Source organism: Pseudomonas quercus, assembly GCF_012033695.1.
Lineage (GTDB): Bacteria > Pseudomonadota > Gammaproteobacteria > Pseudomonadales > Pseudomonadaceae > Aquipseudomonas > Aquipseudomonas quercus.
The window spans coordinates 24,378-42,197 of record NZ_JAAVJI010000011.1 but is presented as its reverse complement, the minus strand read 5'-3'; the positions used below and the strand labels follow the sequence as shown (position 1 = coordinate 42,197).

The following is a 17,820-nucleotide window of genomic DNA, read 5'->3' as shown; positions in this document are numbered from 1 at the left end:
GCAGTTCTCTCGATCGATTCAGGCGCTAAACAGCGCGTTGAAGGCAAGGGCGCGGCGGGTAACCTCAGCGGCGGTATCAGCGGCAAACAGGGCATGCACTACGGCCAGCAGGTCGGCACCGCGCGCCAGTACCTGCGGTGCATTTTCCAGCGTGATACCGCCGATCACACAGAGGGGTACCTTCAGTTCGGCACGTGCCTGCGTTAGTAAATCCAGACTGGCCGGGGGCGCCTCGGGTTTGGTGGCCGAGTCGAAGAAGCGACCAAAGGCTACGTAGCTGGCACCCTCAGCGGCAGCCTGGCGTGCCAGACCAAGGTCGGCGTGGCAGGTGGCGCCGATGATTGCTTTGGGGCCCAGCAGGCTGCGTGCAGGGGCGAGCGGGCCGTCGGTCTGGCCCAGATGGACCCCTACGCCCAGGCGAGCCGCCAGCTCGGCATCGTCATTGATGATCAGGGACGTATTGTAGCTTTCGCACACACGCAAGAGGGCTTGAGCCTCGCGCAACCGACGTGCCTCGTCCTGGCTCTTGTCACGGTACTGCAGCAACGTAACGCCACCGTCCAGTGCCGCTTTCACATAGTCCAGAAAGTGCCCGGCCAACAGCCTGTGGTCAGTGATGGCATAGAGCCCGCGTCGTTTCATTTCAAACCTCTTGGGGCCCTGTAAGGCTTGCCGCCCTGAGCAGGCGTATTCAGTGGCAGAAATCCAGTGGCAACCGGCGTGGCACATACTGGCCTTTGCCCAGTTGCTCGGCATCACGCAAGGTACGCCAGGTGTAGTCCAGTGCTGTGTGCACGGCACTGGCCAGGCTTTGGCCCAAGGCCAGGCGACCCGCCAGGGCACTGGCCAAGGTGCAACCGGAACCATGGTAACTACCCGGCAAGCGCTGGCAAGTGCGCGTATCTTGCGAGCCGTTACGGCTGAACAATCGGTTGTGAATGGCCTGCTCATCGCCATGGCCGCCAGTGATCAGCACATGGGGGCAGTGGGCAAGCAGCACTTGGGCACAGGCCTGGGCCGAACCGTCGGGTAGCTCTGCCAGGATACGCGCTTCGGGCAGGTTGGGCGTGGTGATCGTGGCCAAGGGCAGCACCCGTTCACGAATGGCGTAGCCTACTTCATCCTTGCCCAGCCGGCTGCCGCCGCCTGCCCGCAGCACCGGATCGCAGACAACAGGGATGCCTGGGTTGGCCAGGATTACCTCGACCACGGTATCGACCATGGCCAGCGAGCCCAGCATGCCTAGCTTGATCGCAGCAATAGGTGAATCCGCCATGACGGCGTGGGCCTGGGCCAGTACCCATTCACGGTCCAGCACGCGGAAATCCAGCACGTCCACGGTGTTCTGTACCGTTAGAGCAGTAACCGCCGGGGCAGCATGGCAGCCCTGGGCAATCAGGGCCTCGATATCGGCCTGCAGGCCGGCACCGCCACTTGGGTCATGGCCCGAGAGGCAGAGAACAACAGGGCGTGAGGTGTAGGTATTCATGGTGCGCGAGCTTATCACCAAAGTGGCGGCAGCGTGGCTATGGTAAGGCTGATTTTAGCGGTTCAACCCTTTGGGGCATGGGGCCATGGACCACAAGCCAATACAGAAAGCATGCCTGGCTGCAGCGCCCTGGCGAGAAAGTGATACAGCGGTAATCGGCATGGTAGGATGCGGCAAAATTGATAACAGGTTGCCAGCACGTCGGCTCAAAAGGGAGCTTGAAGGGGCCTACGGTGCCTGGCATCTGTAATGGGGCGGTATGCGCTACATTTTCTTTCTGGTGCTGTGCGGGTGGTCCTTGCTGGCAAGCGCAGTGGACTTTGATGACAGCACCCGCACGCTGCCCCTTGGGCAGCACCTGGCGTATTTTGAGGACAAGGCCGGCACGGCTACCTTGGACCAGGTGCTGGCGCAGCCCTTCACGCCAAACACCACTGCCGTATTGAATGCAGGCTATTCCAGCGCAGCCTTCTGGCTCAAGGTCGACCTGCGCTATGTACCCACCCCCACCTCCAACGGCGCGCGCAACTGGTTACTGGACCTGGCCTATCCGCCTATGGACCATGTGGACCTTTACCTGCAGGACGGCAATGGACGCTGGCGGCTTGAAGCCCGCACAGGGGATGAGTTGCCGTGGGCCAGCCGGCCGTTGAAGCAGAACACCTACGTGTTCAGCGTGCCCTTCAAACCTGGCGAGCACCGCACAGCGTTGTTGCGTGTCCAGAGCGAAGGTTCGGTCCAGGTGCCTCTGTCGCTATGGTCCACAGAAGCGTATCTGGAAGCACAGCCAGAACGGATCTACGTGTTCGGCCTTATCTACGGCGTGCTGCTGGTGATGCTGGTCTACAACCTGTTTATCTACCTCAGCGTCCGCGATACCAGCTACCTGTACTACATCCTTTATATTGCCTCGTTCGGGTTGTACCAGGTCTCGATCAATGGCGCAGGCATTCAGTTCTTCTGGCCTGACAACCCTTGGTGGGCGAATGCGGCCACGCCTTTCTTCGTTGGCGCCGCAGCCTTTTTTGGCTGTCAGTTTTCACGTTATTTCCTGCACACCCCTAGCCATAGCCCTTGGGTGGACCGCCTGTTAACCCTGTTGATGGGCGCAGGCGTGGCGGTCATGGGGTTGTCGTTGATGGCAGGCTATGGCCTGGCCTTGCGCCTGGCGACCGGGCTGGCTCTGGTGTTCATTCTCCTGATTTTCATTGCAGGCACCATCGCTTGGTCCAAAGGGCAGCGGCAGGCCCGCTACTTCATGATTGCGTGGTCTGCGTTCCTGGTTGGCGGTTTTGCCAACACGTTCATGGTGCTAGGGCTGCTGCCCAATATGTTCCTGACCATGTATGCCAGCCAATTGGGCTCGGCGCTGGAAGTGGCTTTGCTGTCTTTGGCGCTGGCCCACCGTATCAATGTGATGCGCGACCAGCAGGCTCAGGTGCTGATGGATGCCCATCAGCGGCTTGAAGCGCTCAACCTTCAGTTGTCCAACAGCAATCGCCTTAAAGACGGATTCCTTGCCACGGTGACGCACGAATTGCGCACGCCCATGAATGGTGTGATCGGCTCGCTGGAACTGATGCAAACCTTACCCATGGGCACCGAGTTGGCCACCTACCAGCGCACGGCGGCTCACTCGGCCCGCGACATGATGCGCATGGTGGACGATATTCTGATTCTTACTGAGCTACAGGCCGGGCGCCTGTCTTCGCAACAGGCACCGTTCCGGCTGCAGGTATTGCTGGATAGCCTGCACATGCAGTTTGTCGGCCAAGCCACCGGCAAAGGGCTCGCCCTGCGCACCCGCGTTGTGCCCGGTGTGCCCGATACCTTGCATGGCGATCTGAAGAAAATAGCGTTATGCCTGGGGCGTTTGCTGGACAACGCCATCAAGTTTACTCAAGCCGGCTCGGTTACGTTGGAAGTGGCAGCCCTTGAGCAGCACTACAGCGATGTACGCGTGGTGTTTCGGGTCATCGATACAGGCATTGGCCTGGATGTGCCCGACGACACGCTTTACCAACAGTTTTATCAGGGTGATGCCTCCAGTACCCGCGAGCACGGTGGGTTGGGCATAGGGTTGGCCATTTCGCGCCAATTGGCGACGCTGGTAGGCGGCGTGCTCAGCCACCAGTCCGAACTTGGGCAAGGCAGTTGTTTCGAGCTGACGCTAACCCTAGGTGTCGATGGGCCTGCGCCTGAGCAGGCGGCATGCTGGGGCGTGCCTGGCAGCCCTAGCGGGCGTTACCCAGGGGACTGTACAGTGGTGCTGATCGAGAACGAGCGTGTGGACCAGCTGTTTACTCGCGGGATGCTGCTGCGGTTGGGGTACAAGGTGCACAGCCTGGGCAGCGAAGCGATTGTGCTGGAAAGCGCAGCGGGCCAGCCCGCCACTGCCGTGCTGTTGGAAGCCAATGACGGTATGGATGCACTACTGGAACAACTGGGCCGGCTACGGCAGGGCTCGGCGCGTTTGAACCTGCTGGCAATGATCGACAGCGCGTCGAGTGCCGATCGCCAACGCTGCCTGGATGCAGGCGCAGCCGCCGTGATCACGCGCCCTGTGCGTTTCGAGGTGCTGCAAGGGGTGTTGGCAACGCAATTGCTGGCAACTTCTGCTGTAGCGCTGCACAGCCCGGCAGCTTTATCGGCTTGAAGCCGGGCTGCCGGGCCACGGTAGCCCCCAAGTTTTCAGGTCACCACACTACAGGTGTGAAGGGTCTATCTCCCGCCACTGGCCAGGCGCTAGCCCTTCCAGGTCAAAGGGCCCTATCTTTACCCTCACCAGCCGCAGGGTGGGCAAGCCCACTGCGGCGGTCATGCGCCGTACCTGGCGGTTACGGCCTTCCCGTATCACCAGTTCCAGCCAGGCCGTGGGTATGCTTTTACGAAAGCGCACGGGCGGGTTGCGCGCCCACAGGGCCGGCTCGGTAATCAGGCGGGCTTCAGCTGGCAGCGTAGGGCCGTCATTGAGCACCACGCCCTCGCGCAATTGTTTGAGGTGCGCTTCGGTAGGCTCGCCTTCCACCTGTACCCAGTACGTTTTGGCCAGCTTGTGCTTTGGGTCGGCAATACGTGCTTGCAAGCGGCCATCGTTGGTCAGCATCAACAGGCCTTCGCTGTCGCGGTCCAGGCGCCCTGCCGGGTACACGCCGGGCAGGTCCAGGTAATCCTTGAGCGTTGCGCGCCCTTGATCGTCGCTGAACTGGGTCAACACGTCGAAGGGCTTGTTGAGCAGGATAAGCCGGGGTATGGCCGGAGCGGCTTTGGCCACGCGGCGAGGCGGAGGGCGGCGGGTAGGGGCGGGCATAAGGGCAAACCGATTGCAGCGGGGCCGATAGCATAGCAGCCCCGCCGCTTACGATCAGCGGAACGGCGGCTCGTCGAAGCTGCGCAGCTTGCGAGAGTGCAGTGCGTTGAGCTGGGTGCGCAGCAGGTCCAGGGCCGTGATACCAATGGTGAGGTGCTGGCTCACTGCGCGGTTGTAGAAGGCGTTCGCCGAGCCCGGCAGCTTGATTTCACTGTGCAGCGGTTTGTCCGAGACACACAGCAAGGTGCCGTAGGGCACACGCAGGCGGTAGCCCTGGGCGGCAATGGTACCGCTTTCCATATCTACGGCCACGGCGCGGGAGAGGTTGATCAGCGGCCGTTCCTGAGCCCAGCGCAGTTCCCAGTTGCGGTCGTCGTAGGTCAGTACGGTGCCGGTGCGCAGGCGCTTTTTGAGTTCGTCGCCCCGCTCGCCGGTTACCTGGGCAGCAGCGTCCTGCAAGGCCAGTTGCACTTCGGCCAGCGCCGGTATTGGAATGTGCGGTGGCACCAGGCGGTCCAGAATGCCATCCCGGCGCATGTAGGCGTGCGCCAGTACGTAGTCTCCGATAGTTTGCGAGGCGCGCAGGCCACCGCAGTGGCCGATCATCAACCAGCAGTGCGGGCGCAGCACCGCCAAGTGATCGGTGATGTTCTTGGCGTTGGACGGCCCCACACCGATATTGACCAGAGTAATGCCATCTCCATCGGCGGCGATCAGGTGGTAAGCCGGCATCTGATAGCGGTGCCAGACCACGCTGGCGACCAGCGCCTGGGTTTCGCCGTGGTCCATGCCTTTTTCAATGATGACGTTCCCCGGCATGACCAGGCGGACGAAACGCGGATCGCTGTTCAATTGTTCCAGGCCATGGGCCACGAACTGGTCCACATACCGGTGGTAGTTGGTGAGCAGAATCCAGGGCTGCACATGGCGCCAGTCGCTGCCGGTGTAGTGCACCAGCCTGCGCAGGCTGAAGTCCACCCGCGCGGCATCGAACAGGGCCAGGGGCAGGGGATCTGCGTCCGCCCAGTCGTACAGGCCGTCGGCAATGTTGTCCGTTGCCGCTGACAGGTCCGTGCTGGGGAACACGCGGGCCAGTGCCGCTGCAGTCACGCCTGTACCGGCCAGCTCATCGCCTTGCTCAACCACATAAGGGTAGGGGATGTCCTGCTGGCTCACGCCTACTTCCAGGGTAACGTCGAAGTCGCGGATCAGCGGAGCCAGTTGTTCAATCAGGTATTTACGGAACGCGGCCGGCTGGGTCACGGTGACCGAGTAGGTGCCAGGCAGCTGCAGTTTGGCGTAGGCGCGAGTGGTGCTAGGTACTTCGCCATGTGACTGGTAGGTAAACCGGAGTTCGGGGTACCGAAACTGTGCCCTTTCCTCGGGGCTGGGTTCGGTACGGTCTTTCAAGTAGCGCTTGAGGGCTTGGCTGAGCGCGGTGGTCGCACGCTCATGCAGCCAGGCCAGGCGATCCACAGCCTGTTCAGGGGTGCTAAAGGTAACAAACGGCTCGGTGCTCACAGGCGGATCCTTCTCTTTCAGGCAAGGCGTTTATCTTGCCTGTTCCACACCGTTTTACCACCCCTTGTATACGCGACTATGAAGCAATGTTCACGGCCGCAAGTGAGACAACGGCAGCTCCGAGCTGGCAATGACCTGGTTAAGTACAAAGCTGGAGCGAACACTGGTTACCCCCTCGATACGTGTGAGATGCCCCAGTAGCAATTGCTGGTAATGGTCCATGTCCTGAACCACAACCTTGAGCTGATAGTCGGCCTCCATACCCGTGACCAGGCTGCATTCCAGTACCTGAGGCAGGTTGCGTACAGCGGCTTCGAAGTTTTCGAAGCGTTCTGGCGTATGGCGGTCCATGCCAATCAGTACATAGGCCGTCAGGTTCAGGCCCAACTTTTTTCTGTCCAGCAGCGCCACTTGGCGGGTGATATAGCCGTCGTCTTCCAACTGTTTGACGCGGCGCGAACACGGCGAAGGAGACAAACCGATACGCTCGGCCAGCTCTTGGTTGGAAATGCGCGCATCACGCTGGAGTTCAGCAAGAATGTTCAGATCGTAACGGTCCAGCTTGCCCATGGTGCATACCTGGATGGGATTAATTGCGGATGATTATGTCCAGGCAGTTATATATTGCGCAATAGCCCTTTTCACAGACAATCTTCGCAATCCTGTGCTGCAACGTGCGCGATAAGCTTTACACCATGATCACCACCCGGACATACGTCCACTGCAGGCCGCCCAATCAGGCCGCCTGCGGCCACCGCCCCTACAGGTGCGACTGGCCACCGGGTTTGGTGCCGGCTCAATCAGGCTGGCATGTGTGAGCCGTTGCCACAAGCGACGCGCCTGGACGCTGTTTTCGAAGGAGGCCATGGGGTCTCCTTTTTTTGTGCGCGCTCTTTCATTAAACCCAACACGCGGCCGATAACCTTCTTAAAGCCGCTGATAGCCGCCCAGAACCGCCTTTGGTTTTTCAAGTCAAACACCAGTGCCCCGCACGTATCGAGGATCAATCATGAAAACCCGCGCCTGGTGCCTGGCCAGTGCGTCCGCGCTGTGCCTCTGCGTTGGCACTCCGACGTTCGCTGATAACGCGCCCAGTGCCCAGGACCAGCTACGTGGCGCTGCGCCCAATCGGCAGCCACAAGGCAATGGGCCTCAGGGGCCACAGCGCCCACCACAGCCAGGCTACAACCGCCCGGACGGCCCACGGCCAGGCGTTCAGCGGCCCAATTACCTGCCGCCTGCCTACCAAGCGACGCCTTATCAGCCAGCGCCTCACGAGCAGCCCAACTATTCGCCGCCCGGCAATCAGCGCCCAGGCATGGGGCCAGGCCCGCAGAACGGGCAGGGCTGGCAGGCTAACCCGAACGGCAACGATCGCCCACCGCCGCCACGGCCAGACAATAGCCTTCCGATCCAGCCCAAGCCTGGCGAAGTGCGGCAGACCGAACCGCCGCTGATTGGCAGCTACCCCGACCTGCCGCGGCCCCACGGCGGCCCTGGGTGGCAGGGGGGTGGCTACCCCGATCACAACTGGGATGCCCGCCCCCATGGCAACGGATGGGGGCCAGGGCCTCAGTATCGGCCAGGCCAGCGCATTGACCGCTTCCCGGGTGATAACTATCGAGTGCCTTACCGTGGCAGTGACTACTACTTTTCCAGTGGCTACTGGTATCGACCGGACCGCGGGGGATACATCGTCACGCCACCCCCTCGTGGCATTCGTGTGCGCTATCTGCCGGACTATGCCTCTCGCGTGTGGATCGGGGGCGGCATGTTCTTTGTGGCTGCCGGCACCTATTACCAATGGCTGAATGACACTCAGGAGTACGTGGTAGTGGATACCCCCATCGCTCCTGCCCAGTCCCAGCCGCAGCCTGTCACGCCCACTGATGGCTATGACGTCGCCTTTTACCCCGCCAATGGCCAGACGGCCTCGCAGATGGAGCAGGACAGGTACGCCTGCCAGAACTGGACCGCTCAGCAGACGGGGTTCAACCCGGAAACGGCTACGTATGCGCCGTCCGAACAGGTGGTGAGCCTGTTCAGGCAGAGCATGGCAAATTGCTTGACCAGCCGTGGTTACGGTTTGAATTGAACGTGGTTCACTGCTTCTTCCGGGTCCGCGTGCACTAGCACCTCGGCTTTTGGGAAGCGGGCAATAATGGCGGCCTCTACCTGCTCGCACAGGGCATGTGCCGCCGAAAGGCTGAGGGTGCCCGGCAGTTCCAGGTGCAGCTGTACGAACCAGTGCTGGCCAGACATGCGCGTGCGCAAGTCATGGGCACCTAGAACGCCTGGGATGGCGCAGGCCAGTGCGAGCATGTCCTGGGCCACGTCGGGGTCCAGCTCTTGGTCCATGAGAATGGCTGAGCTCTCTTTGCCGATCTGGAAGGCGCTCCACAGGATGTACAGCGAAATGGCCAACCCGAAGAAAGCATCCACCTGTGGATACCCCCAATGGGCCAGCACCAAAGCCACCAGGATACTGCCGTTGAGCATCAGGTCCGAACGGTAGTGCAGAGAATCTGCGCGTACGGCAGTAGACCCGGTTTCCTTCACCACTTTGTGCTGTAGCGTCAGCAGGCCAAGGGTAAGCACCAGTGACAACAGCATCACCGCGATGCCGATCCCCGCTTCGCCTATGGGCGCTGGCGAACGCAAGCGCTCTACGGCTTGAATCGCAATGAATGCTGCACTGACCCCGATAAACAGTGCCTGCCCCATACCGGCAAGGGCTTCGGCTTTGCCATGGCCGTAACGGTGGTCATCGTCGGCAGGGCGCAAGGCGTAGTGAACGGCCAGCAGGTTGAGGAAGGAGGCTGCGCCATCGAGTATTGAATCAGTCAACCCCGCCAGTAGGCTGACTGAACCACTCAAATACCAAGCGATGGCCTTGCACAGGATCAATACTGTGGCGACGGCCAACGACGCACGAGTCGCTAGGCGAAGCAGGCGGCGATGGCGTGCGTCAATAACCATAGGCGGTCAGGCTGCCGGGCGCAGGCCGTACGCGGCCAGTTGTTCGACACTACCGCGGTGCTGGATCAGGCGCGGGTCGTCCAACGGTAGGTGTTTGCCCAGCTGAGCATCGAGAATGGCTTGCAGGCGCTTGTTGTCCACGCTGCCATCCGGGTTTACAGCACCCTTGAGCAGTTCGGGGGCCACCTGTGCGTGAGTGCCGCCCGGCAGGTAGATAGCGCCAGTGGCAAAGTCCACGCCAAAGGCGATCAGGCCAGGGATCACGTAAAACAGAATGCCCACGGCATCGAGCACCGCGATCACCGGGTCGATCTTGCCGTCGATCTGACCACGGCGGTCAGGCCAGAACAATGTGCCGCACGCCGTTAGCTGCGTCAGCACCGACACAACCAACACACTGCCAATCATACGGGATGGGAAACGCATCAAGTTCTCCTGAGGGTAAGGGCATGGCCACGGCAACCAGTCGTACAGCACCCTGTACGACCATCGCCACACCGTGCGGTTCGCCGTTATACCGTGGAGCAGCCCTTACCGCTAGCTGTGGCTGGCAGGGGTGGTGCGTCGGGCATAGTGTGCACATATGAGCGGAGAGTGGCAGATGTGAAGCACGCGCATTTTATTGAAATATGAGGGTTAAGCAGGCGCTATTGAAACTAACGAACTATCCTGGCTACCCGTTGGAGAGGAAGTCAGGCCTACAGCAGTATGTGTAAATATTTTTTCAATTTTCTAGTTTGCGATAATCTGGGGATATTTCAGAGGGGCAATTTTTACTGGTTTGCGCGCACCGTATTCGAGACCGCAGGTTTGAAGACTGTGGACTGAAAAGCTCTACTGTGGCTAAAAGCTTTGAAATAGAATAGGTTGAGTGCAGGCTCAATGCGGTGTCGTGCATGCCGTTAATGCAATTTATCTCGGTCGAGGCCTATTTGATAAGCAGCAGCCAAACACCCTCGAGTTAATCATTTTTGCAAAATTGCGGCCAGTAACGACTATGAATGAAATATCGAGCCTGTATAGCCAAGCCCTTGCGCTGAAAGAGTCGTATGCGGACAAAGATTCCCTGCACAGCTTTGGCGGGAGACTGCAATGCCCAAATTGATTGCCGGTCTCAGGGTAGCAGCAGTCAGTGCTGCACTTCCACACATGCGTACTTCCCGTGGTGACTTTGATCCGCTGTTCAGCGATCTTGAGGTGCAGCGCATTGCCAGAAGTGCCGGGATCGAGCAGGTCTACCTTGCGGGTCACCTTGCTTCAGTGGAGCTGTGCGAGGCAGCCGTGCGGGAGCTTATGATGCGCAGCAATATTGCCCCAGAGAGCATCGACGGTTTAGTGTTGGTAACACAGGCTGCTGAGGGGTCAATGCTTGCAAGCAGCGCTAACCTGGCACGTAAGCTTGGCTTGCGTACGGATGTTGTAGTATTTGACCTGAGTTGTGCGTGCAGTTGTTACATCTATGGCCTTTATCAGGCCGCTATGCTGGTAAAAGCAGGTGGCTGTAGGCGCGTACTGATGTGCACTGGCGATATGATCAGTGAGCCACTGGCTCCGCAGCGCCATGGTATGAAGTTGGTTTTCGCTAGCGCTGCCACCTGCACACTAGTGGAACAGGGTGAGGACGAGCTTGCCTTTGATTTTGATACAGGTATTGACCCGGCGCCGATCTTCCGCTCTTCCATCTCATATGACGATATCGATACAGACAAGGCCTATCGGCAAGCTTTTGAAGTTAAAAGTGAGGGCTTGATTAATTTCGCCTTCGAAAAAGTCCCCTATATGATCACTCGGTTCCTGGCTTCGCAGCAGCGAAACCTGGAGGAGGTGCCTTACTTCCTGCTACACCAAGCCAGTACGTTCATGTTGCACTATGTAGCACGCAAGCTTGGCATCGCCCCTGAAAAAATTCCCAAGGAAGTTGCTGGCGTGTGCGAAGCAGGGCCGTCGTCCATTCCTCTGATGTTGACCCACCATCATCAGCTACAAAACATGCAGCAGGACCAAGTGATCGCGTGTGGGTTTGGCGGTGGGTTTTCCGTCAGCGTTTGTCGCCTGTCTTTAGGGCAAGCGCAGATCCATGCCCCTGTCTATGTGCAGGCGACCTGAGTTAGAACTTACTGGGCAACCTTGCAAACAGGGCAGGGCACCACTTTCAAGTGCGGCCCGGCAGCATGGCCTTTCTGGATACCGCTTGCGCTGTTCAACCCTGCCTCGGTAACGAAATCGATGAAGGCACGTGTTTTGGGCGCCAGGAACTGGCTGGGCGACCATACAACCCAAAAGTCTCCGCTTTGACATGCCTTGGATAACATGACAACCAAGGCTCCACGCCTGATATGGTCTTGGACAAGGTAATCAGGCAGGTACGCCATGCCCATTCCATTCACACACCCAGCCAGCACCGCCTCCATGCTATTCATGGTAAGCGTGACCTTGGGCGCCAAGGTTACAGTCTTGGCATCGTCTTGAAGCACCCAAGGTTGGATGCGCTCAGTGTTGGGAATCTTGTAACCAATGGCCGGGTGTTGGCCTAGGTTGCTGTCCAGGTCAAGCGGCCCAAAGGTGTCAAGGTATCGAGGCGAGGCGCACACGAGGAAGCGAAACGAGGCAATACGTTTTGCCGCCAGGCTGGAGTCCGAGAGCTCACCCGTACGTATCACCGCATCGAAGCCTTCGTTGATCACATCTACCATCCGGTCGCTGAAATCCACATCCAGTTCTACATCAGGATAGCGTCGGCTGAACTCAGGCAGCAGGTCCGAAATGAGCCGATAGCCCATTGCTGGCAGGCTGATACGCAGGCGGCCGTTGGGGCTGAGCCTGGAGGAGGCCAGCGCCTCTTCAGCATCCTTGAGTTGCTGCAGCAGGTCGCTGCAGCGAAGGAAAAAATCTGACCCCTCACTGGTAAGGCTGATTTGCCGAGTACTACGGTGGAACAGGCGCACGCCTACACGTTGCTCCAAGCGGCTAATGCTTTTTCCTACAGCCGAAGAAGAAATGCCCAGCATCTTCCCGGCAATGGTAAAGCTCTGATGCTCTGCAGCACGTACAAAAGCGACAAGGCCGCTGAATTTTTCCATAGGTTGCGCTCTATCTGGTCGGGCCCTACGGGGTGCCAGCGTCAACTGACGAGCACGCACAGAATGCAATGAGCCATTACTTGGCCACAAGTGTACCTTATTGGATCAGACGTGCTCCAAGCTGAAATCGCTATAATTGGCACCCTGCCAGGAGCCTTCATGATTTCGCTGCCCATCGATGCTGCACTTCCTTCCCTTCGCAAGGCCCTTGGGTCGCGCCACGAAGCCGTTCTAGAGGCGCCACCAGGTGCAGGTAAAACCACACGTGTGCCGCTGGCCCTGTTGAATGAGCCCTGGTTAGGTGACCAGAGCATCCTCATGCTTGAGCCTCGTCGATTGGCGGCCCGAGCGGCGGCTGAGCGTTTGGCCAGTGAGCTGGGGGAGAGCGTTGGCGAAACAGTGGGCTATCGTATTCGGCTGGAAAGCCGGGTAGGGCCGCGTACGCGTATCGAAGTGGTGACAGAGGGCATTCTCGCCCGCCGCTTGCAAGAGGACCCCGCGCTGGAAGGGGTGGGGTTGGTTATTTTCGATGAGTACCATGAGCGTAGCCTGGATGCCGACCTGGCTTTGGCGTTAGTGCTTAACGGCCGTGAGTTGCTGCGTGACGAACTACCGCTCAAGGTGTTGTTGATGTCTGCCACTCTGGAAGGTGAACGGCTATCGGCGTTGTTGAATCACGCACCCGTAGTGAGCAGCCAAGGCCGAATGTACCCGGTTTCGGTACGCTGGGGCCGGCCTTTGCAACCAGGTGAATATTTGGATGCACGGGTAGAGAGCGTTGTGCTTCAGGCTTTGGAAGAGGAAAGCGGAAGCCTGTTGGTATTCCTGCCTGGGCAGGTGGAAATTCGCCGCGTACAGCAACGACTGGAAACGGTGTTGGGTGCTGCCCCAAATGTTCGGCTTTGTCCGTTGCATGGAGAGCTGGACCTCTCAGCCCAGCGAGCCGCTATAGCACCTGCCCCAGCAGGTGAGCGCAAGGTAGTGTTGGCCACCAATATCGCCGAGACCAGCCTCACCATAGAAGGTGTGCGGGTGGTAGTAGATGCAGGCCTGGCTCGCGTGCCACGGTTTGACCCTGGTACCGGCATGACCCGCCTGGACACTCAGCGCATTTCCAAAGCCAGTGCCACTCAGCGCGCGGGGCGAGCAGGGCGGCTGGAGCCAGGCGTGTGCTACCGGTTGTGGTCCGAGGCGCAACATGAGCAACTGGCCGCCTACGATAGCGCGGAAATACTTCAGGCCGACCTGGCTTCATTGGCATTGCAGCTTCACCGATGGGGCGCTACGCCGGAGCAATTGCGCTGGCTTGATCCTCCGCCTGCTGCTGCCCTGGCGCAAGCCGATGACCTGTTGGCAAGGCTGTCTGCACTCGATCACGGCGGTCGCCTCACGCACCATGGCCAGGCCATGGCCGTGTTGCCAGCGCATCCGCGGATCGCTCATCTGTTGTTGCGAGCAAGGGCCTTGGGCCTAGAGGTTATGGGCTGTGACCTGGCTGCCCTGCTGGGCGAGCGCGACATCGGCCGAGACCGTGGCGCGGACCTGCACAGCCGCATGGCCTTGTTGTATAGCGCAGGCCGAGCGCCTCAGCGGATCAAGCAACTGGCCAAACAATACCGTAGCTTGCTCAACGCTCAACCCTTGGCCACCCAACCTGTGGCTGAACCAGAGGCTGACCATTGGCTTGGTGCCTTGCTGGCCTTGGCTTACCCCGACCGCGTCGCCCAGCAGCGTCGGCCGGGCGGTGCTGACTATCGGCTGGCCAATGGTCGCGCTGCTCAGTTTGGCGAAGCGGATACGCTGATGAAGCACGAATGGCTGGTCGTAGCCGACTTAGGTAGCCGCCAGGGTCAGCGAGAGGAGCGTATCTATTTGGCGGCCGATCTGGACCCTGCGCTCTTCAGCACTGTACTGGCCGAGCAGGTGCAGCGGCGGGAATTGCTGGAGTGGGACGAAAAGGAAGGCACCTTGCGTGCTGAAGCGCAGTGGCGCGTGGGCGACCTGGTGTTACGGCGGGAACCCCTCGCCGGGCTGGACGAACAGGCCCGTGGCCGTGCCTTGGTAGAACTGGTACGTCGCAAAGGCTTAGCCCTGCTGCCTTGGACACCAGACCTTCGCCAATGGCAGGCACGTATCCAACTGCTGCGAGAGCAAGACCTTTCAGCAAGCACCAGCCAGTGGCCTGATGTGAGCGACCAGGCCCTGCTGGATACCCTTGAAAGCTGGCTGGCGCCTTACCTGGGCAAGGTCACCCGGCTTGCGCATTTCGCCCAGCTGGACCTTCCTCTCATTCTCCAAGGCTTGCTGCCCTGGCCCTTGCCCCAGCGCCTTAACGAACTGGCCCCCACACACCTTTCGGTGCCATCAGGTTCGTCCATCCGGCTGGACTACAGCGAGCAGCCGCCGGTATTGGCCGTGCGCTTGCAAGAGCTGTTTGGCCTGGCGGATACGCCGCGCATTGCCGGCGGGCGTGTGCAGGTAAAACTTCACCTGCTGTCACCGGCACGCCGCCCCGTCCAGGTCACCCAAGACCTGGCCAGTTTCTGGCGCAGTACCTATGGCGAGGTAAAAAAGGACCTGAAGGGGCGCTACCCCAAGCACTACTGGCCCGACGACCCGCTGGTGGCTGAAGCGACGGCACGGGCAAAGCCGCGGGGTACGTGAAGCCGTCTGCACGTTGCTGAAAATGGCACCCGTAGGTGCTGTCTTGGCTCTTGCCGCCATGGCTCTACCAGTACGAAGCCCGACGCGGCTTGGAAATGAGGCCTGCCAGAGATCACTGTGGAATGAAGCGTTCTTAAAGAACCGTTGCTGTCCAATTGCAATATGCCAGGGTTGCGTATACGTTACATCAACGCTCAGCTGTTACGTAAACAAGACATGGATTATGAACTGATAGCAACCCGTTTGGGTGACCAGATTCGGTCAAAGCGCCTAAACCGTGGGCTTACCCAGGCCAGGCTTGCGGAGCTGGCCAGGCTGACACGGCAAAAGGTTATCGCCGTAGAGAAGGGCGACCTGTCTGTAGGCATGTTTGCTTATGCTCGAACGCTGGCTGCGCTGGAGTGCGAATGCACGGTGACACCCGCCAGGCTGCCCACGTTGGATGACATAGCGGGGATCTTTGACTGATGGTGCGGGAACTGACTGTAGCAACGCCACAAGGCGATAGCGGTAAAATCTTCAGCAGCGAACAGGCTTACCTCTTCCGCTATCAACAGGAGGCTGCCGCTACGGCTGCGGTTAGTCTATTGATGCCCGTGCGCCTGGAAGAATACCGCCACCACGGGCTGCACCCCATTTTCCAGATGAACTTGCCGGAAGGCTACGTTTTGGAGCAGCTACGCAACCGCCTTGCAAAAGTGGTCAATGTGAACCCTGGGCTGCTATTGGCCCTTTCTGGCAGTAGTGCCCCTATCGGTCGCGTATCAGTGACGTCGGCGGACATTGATGCGCTATTGAGGCGTCAGCACTTTCCAGGGGAAAAGCTTGAATCTATTCTTGGCTGGGACGGTGCCGAAGATATCTTTGTCGACCTTGTGGATCGATACATCCTTCGCTCTGGAATCTCTGGTATTCAACCTAAAGTGCTTGTGCCAGAGCAGGTTGATGCCAATGTGCACCGCTTCACATCAAAAACCCCGGACCTGATCGTCAAAAGCGGGCGGGACGAGTTTCCAGGGCTGGCTATCAACGAGTTCCTGTGCATGTCGATGGCCAAGGAAGCAGGTATCATTGTTCCGCCATTCTACTTATCAGATAACGCCAAATTGTTCGTAATGCGCAGGTTTGATCGAGACGAACGGCTTAACCCTATCGGGTTTGAGGATATGGCTGCATTAATGGCGTTGTCTGCAGAGCAGAAGTACAGCAAAAGCTACGCGGCCATTGCCAAGGCCATTCGGATGTATTGCTCGCCTGCCTGTGTGGCGTCATCCCTTGAACAGCTGTTTGCCATGGTGACCCTCAGTTGTATTGTAGGTAACGGCGACGCGCACTTAAAAAATTTTGGGCTGCTCTATTCCGACCCCTTACAAGGCGATGCCAGGCTTGCCCCTGCCTACGACATAGTCAATACAACCGCTTATATACCTGAAGATGTACTTGCGTTGAGTCTGGCCGGAAACAAATCGTTCTTCGCATCACGTCAAGGGATTCTGGATTTTGCGCAAACATGTGACATAGCTCAACCACGCGAAGTAATCCTTAGACAGCTGCAAGCTGTAGAGAGCGTACTGACCAAGTTCCCGGACTTATGTGAACGTGCACCGCAAGTGGTCAAGGCCATACGGGCTGCTGCAGAGCCATATGTGAAAACATTTGGGTAGCGTGTCACCCACCCGGCAACAAGAACCGCCCCAGCAGTGGCAAGTGGTCGGAAATCCCCAGCGTATCCTCCTGCCTAACCTGTGCCTCCAGCTGTTGCAGGCGAGGGCTGTGGACCAGGTAGTCCAGGGTGCGGTCCGGGCCCTTGGCGGTGGCCGGGAACTGGGTGAACCAGTCCGCACGGTCTGCGCCACTGGCCTGTACGTTGCTGGGGATGATGGGGTAGCGGTCCCACAGCAAGTGCAAATCGTCCGCCGGAGAATACTGAGGCTGCTCCCCGGGAGGGAGGCGCCGGTATTGGCCCAGCGGCAGCAGGTTGAAGTCCCCGCCTAGCAACCAGGGCGTGCCTTGCCCCTCTAGGCGATCGACACGTTTGGCCACCGCTTGCAGCTGCCTGGCCTGGGCATCGCTGCCTTGCCGGTAGGGTTCCAAGCGGGTGTTAAGGACGGCCAGGTGCTGCGCGCCGTCTGCAATAGGCAGGTAGGCCCCTAGCAGGGCTCGCTGGGGGTGGAACAGGCTCAGCGTGCTCCCGGCGTGCGGCAGCTGCCAGCGCTCGGCCTGATCGATGCGGTACCGGCTAAGGGTGGCCAGCTTGCGGCCCACGCTGCCAAATACGTCCAGGCTGGGTACGAAGTCCGCTTTCCAATCGAAGGCTTCGACGCTGCAAGGGTAGAGGTCGACCAAGCGTTCCTGCAGCAAGGCCAGCTGGTTCTGGTAGCCCGTCGCCCTGGCACCGTCGTCCAGTTCCTGCAGCAGCACCAGGTCAGGTTGCTCCTCACGGATTACCCGTACCACTTCGTCCAGGTCGTGGGCAATGTCCTCAGGGCTTGGGTTGTCATCATGGCTGCGGCCTTCGGGCGCGTTGTACCAGAACAAATAGCGTTTGCCGGCCAGGAACTGCACGTTCCAGGTCATCACCTTCAGGGCTTGGCCCGGTGCCAGTGACGGCGGAGTACCTCGGCAGGCGGGCGAAACCACGGCGTGTGGCGCAGGGTGCCACGACACTTGCCAGGCCAGAGCGGCAAGCGCAATGGCCATCAGCAGCAGGATCAGCATGGCAGTACGCAGTCGTCGGATCATCGGCTCGGCTACGGCATCACGAAGCCTGAGAGCAT

General features: G+C 59.6%; 15 protein-coding genes. 6 read left to right on the top strand and 9 right to left on the bottom strand.

Features of this window, described 5'->3' with window-relative positions:
• Positions 1 to 18 precede the first annotated feature (18 nt).
• Both thiE and HBH25_RS16790 read right to left on the bottom strand, forming a co-directional pair.
• Positions 19 to 642 carry a thiamine phosphate synthase gene (gene thiE / locus HBH25_RS16795; RefSeq protein ID WP_168085096.1) on the bottom strand — a complete coding sequence of 208 codons (624 nt, stop codon included), beginning with the start codon at positions 640 to 642 and terminating at the stop codon, positions 19 to 21.
• Positions 643 to 691: 49 nt separating this feature from the next.
• Positions 692 to 1,489: a hydroxymethylpyrimidine/phosphomethylpyrimidine kinase gene (locus HBH25_RS16790; protein ID WP_168085095.1), complete on the bottom strand. Its 798-nt coding sequence runs from the start codon at positions 1,487 to 1,489 to the stop codon at positions 692 to 694.
• A 259-nt stretch (positions 1,490 to 1,748) separates the two neighbouring features.
• Between HBH25_RS16790 and HBH25_RS16785 the strand changes: the two genes are divergently transcribed.
• The gene (locus HBH25_RS16785) at positions 1,749 to 4,145 is read left to right on the top strand and encodes a hybrid sensor histidine kinase/response regulator (protein WP_168085094.1); all 2,397 of its coding nucleotides are present in this window, start codon (positions 1,749 to 1,751) and stop codon (positions 4,143 to 4,145) included.
• A gap of 48 nt (positions 4,146 to 4,193) precedes the next feature.
• Here HBH25_RS16785 and HBH25_RS16780 read toward each other — a convergent pair whose 3' ends face one another.
• From HBH25_RS16780 to HBH25_RS16770, 3 genes are all read right to left on the bottom strand, one after another.
• On the bottom strand, positions 4,194 to 4,763 hold the full coding sequence (locus HBH25_RS16780) for a pseudouridine synthase (protein WP_168085213.1): 570 nt from the start codon (positions 4,761 to 4,763) through the stop codon (positions 4,194 to 4,196).
• 90 nt (positions 4,764 to 4,853) lie between these two features.
• Positions 4,854 to 6,341 (bottom strand): AMP nucleosidase, encoded by a 1,488-nt coding sequence (gene amn, locus HBH25_RS16775; RefSeq protein ID WP_178089029.1) that lies wholly within the window; start codon positions 6,339 to 6,341, stop codon positions 4,854 to 4,856.
• Between the two features lie 69 nt (positions 6,342 to 6,410).
• Positions 6,411 to 6,890 (bottom strand): Lrp/AsnC family transcriptional regulator, encoded by a 480-nt coding sequence (locus tag HBH25_RS16770; RefSeq protein ID WP_168085092.1) that lies wholly within the window; start codon positions 6,888 to 6,890, stop codon positions 6,411 to 6,413.
• A 439-nt stretch (positions 6,891 to 7,329) separates the two neighbouring features.
• On the opposite strand from HBH25_RS16770, the gene HBH25_RS16765 reads away from it, so the two are divergent.
• On the top strand, positions 7,330 to 8,415 hold the full coding sequence (locus HBH25_RS16765) for a DUF6515 family protein (protein WP_168085091.1): 1,086 nt from the start codon (positions 7,330 to 7,332) through the stop codon (positions 8,413 to 8,415).
• On the opposite strand, the gene HBH25_RS16760 is transcribed toward HBH25_RS16765, so the two are convergent.
• Together HBH25_RS16760 and HBH25_RS16755 are read right to left on the bottom strand one after the other, a co-directional pair.
• Positions 8,400 to 9,299 carry a cation diffusion facilitator family transporter gene (locus HBH25_RS16760; protein WP_168085090.1) on the bottom strand — a complete coding sequence of 300 codons (900 nt, stop codon included), beginning with the start codon at positions 9,297 to 9,299 and terminating at the stop codon, positions 8,400 to 8,402. The genes HBH25_RS16765 and HBH25_RS16760 overlap by 16 nt on opposite strands.
• A gap of 6 nt (positions 9,300 to 9,305) precedes the next feature.
• The gene (locus HBH25_RS16755) at positions 9,306 to 9,725 is read right to left on the bottom strand and encodes a polyribonucleotide nucleotidyltransferase (RefSeq protein ID WP_168085089.1); all 420 of its coding nucleotides are present in this window, start codon (positions 9,723 to 9,725) and stop codon (positions 9,306 to 9,308) included.
• Between the two features lie 666 nt (positions 9,726 to 10,391).
• Between HBH25_RS16755 and HBH25_RS16750 the strand changes: the two genes are divergently transcribed.
• Entirely contained in the window at positions 10,392 to 11,405 is a 1,014-nt protein-coding gene (locus HBH25_RS16750; RefSeq protein WP_168085088.1) for a 3-oxoacyl-[acyl-carrier-protein] synthase III C-terminal domain-containing protein, read from the top strand.
• 8 nt (positions 11,406 to 11,413) lie between these two features.
• Here HBH25_RS16750 and HBH25_RS16745 read toward each other — a convergent pair whose 3' ends face one another.
• On the bottom strand, positions 11,414 to 12,379 hold the full coding sequence (locus tag HBH25_RS16745) for a LysR family transcriptional regulator (RefSeq protein ID WP_168085087.1): 966 nt from the start codon (positions 12,377 to 12,379) through the stop codon (positions 11,414 to 11,416).
• 159 nt (positions 12,380 to 12,538) lie between these two features.
• Here HBH25_RS16745 and hrpB point away from each other — a divergent pair, with 159 nt between their 5' ends.
• The 3 genes from hrpB (at position 12,539) to HBH25_RS16730 (ending at position 16,707) form a co-directional block, all read left to right on the top strand.
• Entirely contained in the window at positions 12,539 to 15,043 is a 2,505-nt protein-coding gene (gene hrpB, locus HBH25_RS16740; protein ID WP_168085086.1) for an ATP-dependent helicase HrpB, read from the top strand.
• Positions 15,044 to 15,259: 216 nt separating this feature from the next.
• Complete coding sequence (locus tag HBH25_RS16735) at positions 15,260 to 15,511, top strand: helix-turn-helix domain-containing protein (RefSeq protein WP_168085085.1); 252 nt, start codon at positions 15,260 to 15,262, stop codon at positions 15,509 to 15,511.
• On the top strand, positions 15,511 to 16,707 hold the full coding sequence (locus tag HBH25_RS16730) for a type II toxin-antitoxin system HipA family toxin (protein ID WP_168085084.1): 1,197 nt from the start codon (positions 15,511 to 15,513) through the stop codon (positions 16,705 to 16,707). The genes HBH25_RS16735 and HBH25_RS16730 overlap by 1 nt, the downstream gene beginning before the upstream one ends.
• A 4-nt stretch (positions 16,708 to 16,711) precedes the next feature.
• On the opposite strand, the gene HBH25_RS16725 is transcribed toward HBH25_RS16730, so the two are convergent.
• On the bottom strand, positions 16,712 to 17,785 hold the full coding sequence (locus tag HBH25_RS16725; RefSeq protein ID WP_168085083.1) for an endonuclease/exonuclease/phosphatase family protein: 1,074 nt from the start codon (positions 17,783 to 17,785) through the stop codon (positions 16,712 to 16,714).
• Positions 17,786 to 17,820 lie beyond the last annotated feature (35 nt).

Excerpts from the sequence above, each read along its gene's own strand:
- hrpB (WP_168085086.1), top strand. The coding sequence starts at position 12,539 with ATGATTTCGCTGCCCATCGATGCTGCACTTCCTTCCCTTCGCAAGGCC.
- HBH25_RS16770 (WP_168085092.1), bottom strand. The coding sequence starts at position 6,890 with ATGGGCAAGCTGGACCGTTACGATCTGAACATTCTTGCTGAACTCCAG.
- HBH25_RS16760 (WP_168085090.1), bottom strand. The coding sequence starts at position 9,299 with ATGGTTATTGACGCACGCCATCGCCGCCTGCTTCGCCTAGCGACTCGT.
- HBH25_RS16765 (WP_168085091.1), top strand. The coding sequence starts at position 7,330 with ATGAAAACCCGCGCCTGGTGCCTGGCCAGTGCGTCCGCGCTGTGCCTC.
- HBH25_RS16755 (WP_168085089.1), bottom strand. The coding sequence starts at position 9,725 with ATGCGTTTCCCATCCCGTATGATTGGCAGTGTGTTGGTTGTGTCGGTG.
- HBH25_RS16750 (WP_168085088.1), top strand. The coding sequence starts at position 10,392 with ATGCCCAAATTGATTGCCGGTCTCAGGGTAGCAGCAGTCAGTGCTGCA.
- HBH25_RS16735 (WP_168085085.1), top strand. The coding sequence starts at position 15,260 with ATGGATTATGAACTGATAGCAACCCGTTTGGGTGACCAGATTCGGTCA.
- HBH25_RS16785 (WP_168085094.1), top strand. The coding sequence starts at position 1,749 with ATGCGCTACATTTTCTTTCTGGTGCTGTGCGGGTGGTCCTTGCTGGCA.
- HBH25_RS16730 (WP_168085084.1), top strand. The coding sequence starts at position 15,511 with ATGGTGCGGGAACTGACTGTAGCAACGCCACAAGGCGATAGCGGTAAA.
- thiE (WP_168085096.1), bottom strand. The coding sequence starts at position 642 with ATGAAACGACGCGGGCTCTATGCCATCACTGACCACAGGCTGTTGGCC.
- HBH25_RS16745 (WP_168085087.1), bottom strand. The coding sequence starts at position 12,379 with ATGGAAAAATTCAGCGGCCTTGTCGCTTTTGTACGTGCTGCAGAGCAT.
- HBH25_RS16790 (WP_168085095.1), bottom strand. The coding sequence starts at position 1,489 with ATGAATACCTACACCTCACGCCCTGTTGTTCTCTGCCTCTCGGGCCAT.
- HBH25_RS16725 (WP_168085083.1), bottom strand. The coding sequence starts at position 17,785 with ATGATCCGACGACTGCGTACTGCCATGCTGATCCTGCTGCTGATGGCC.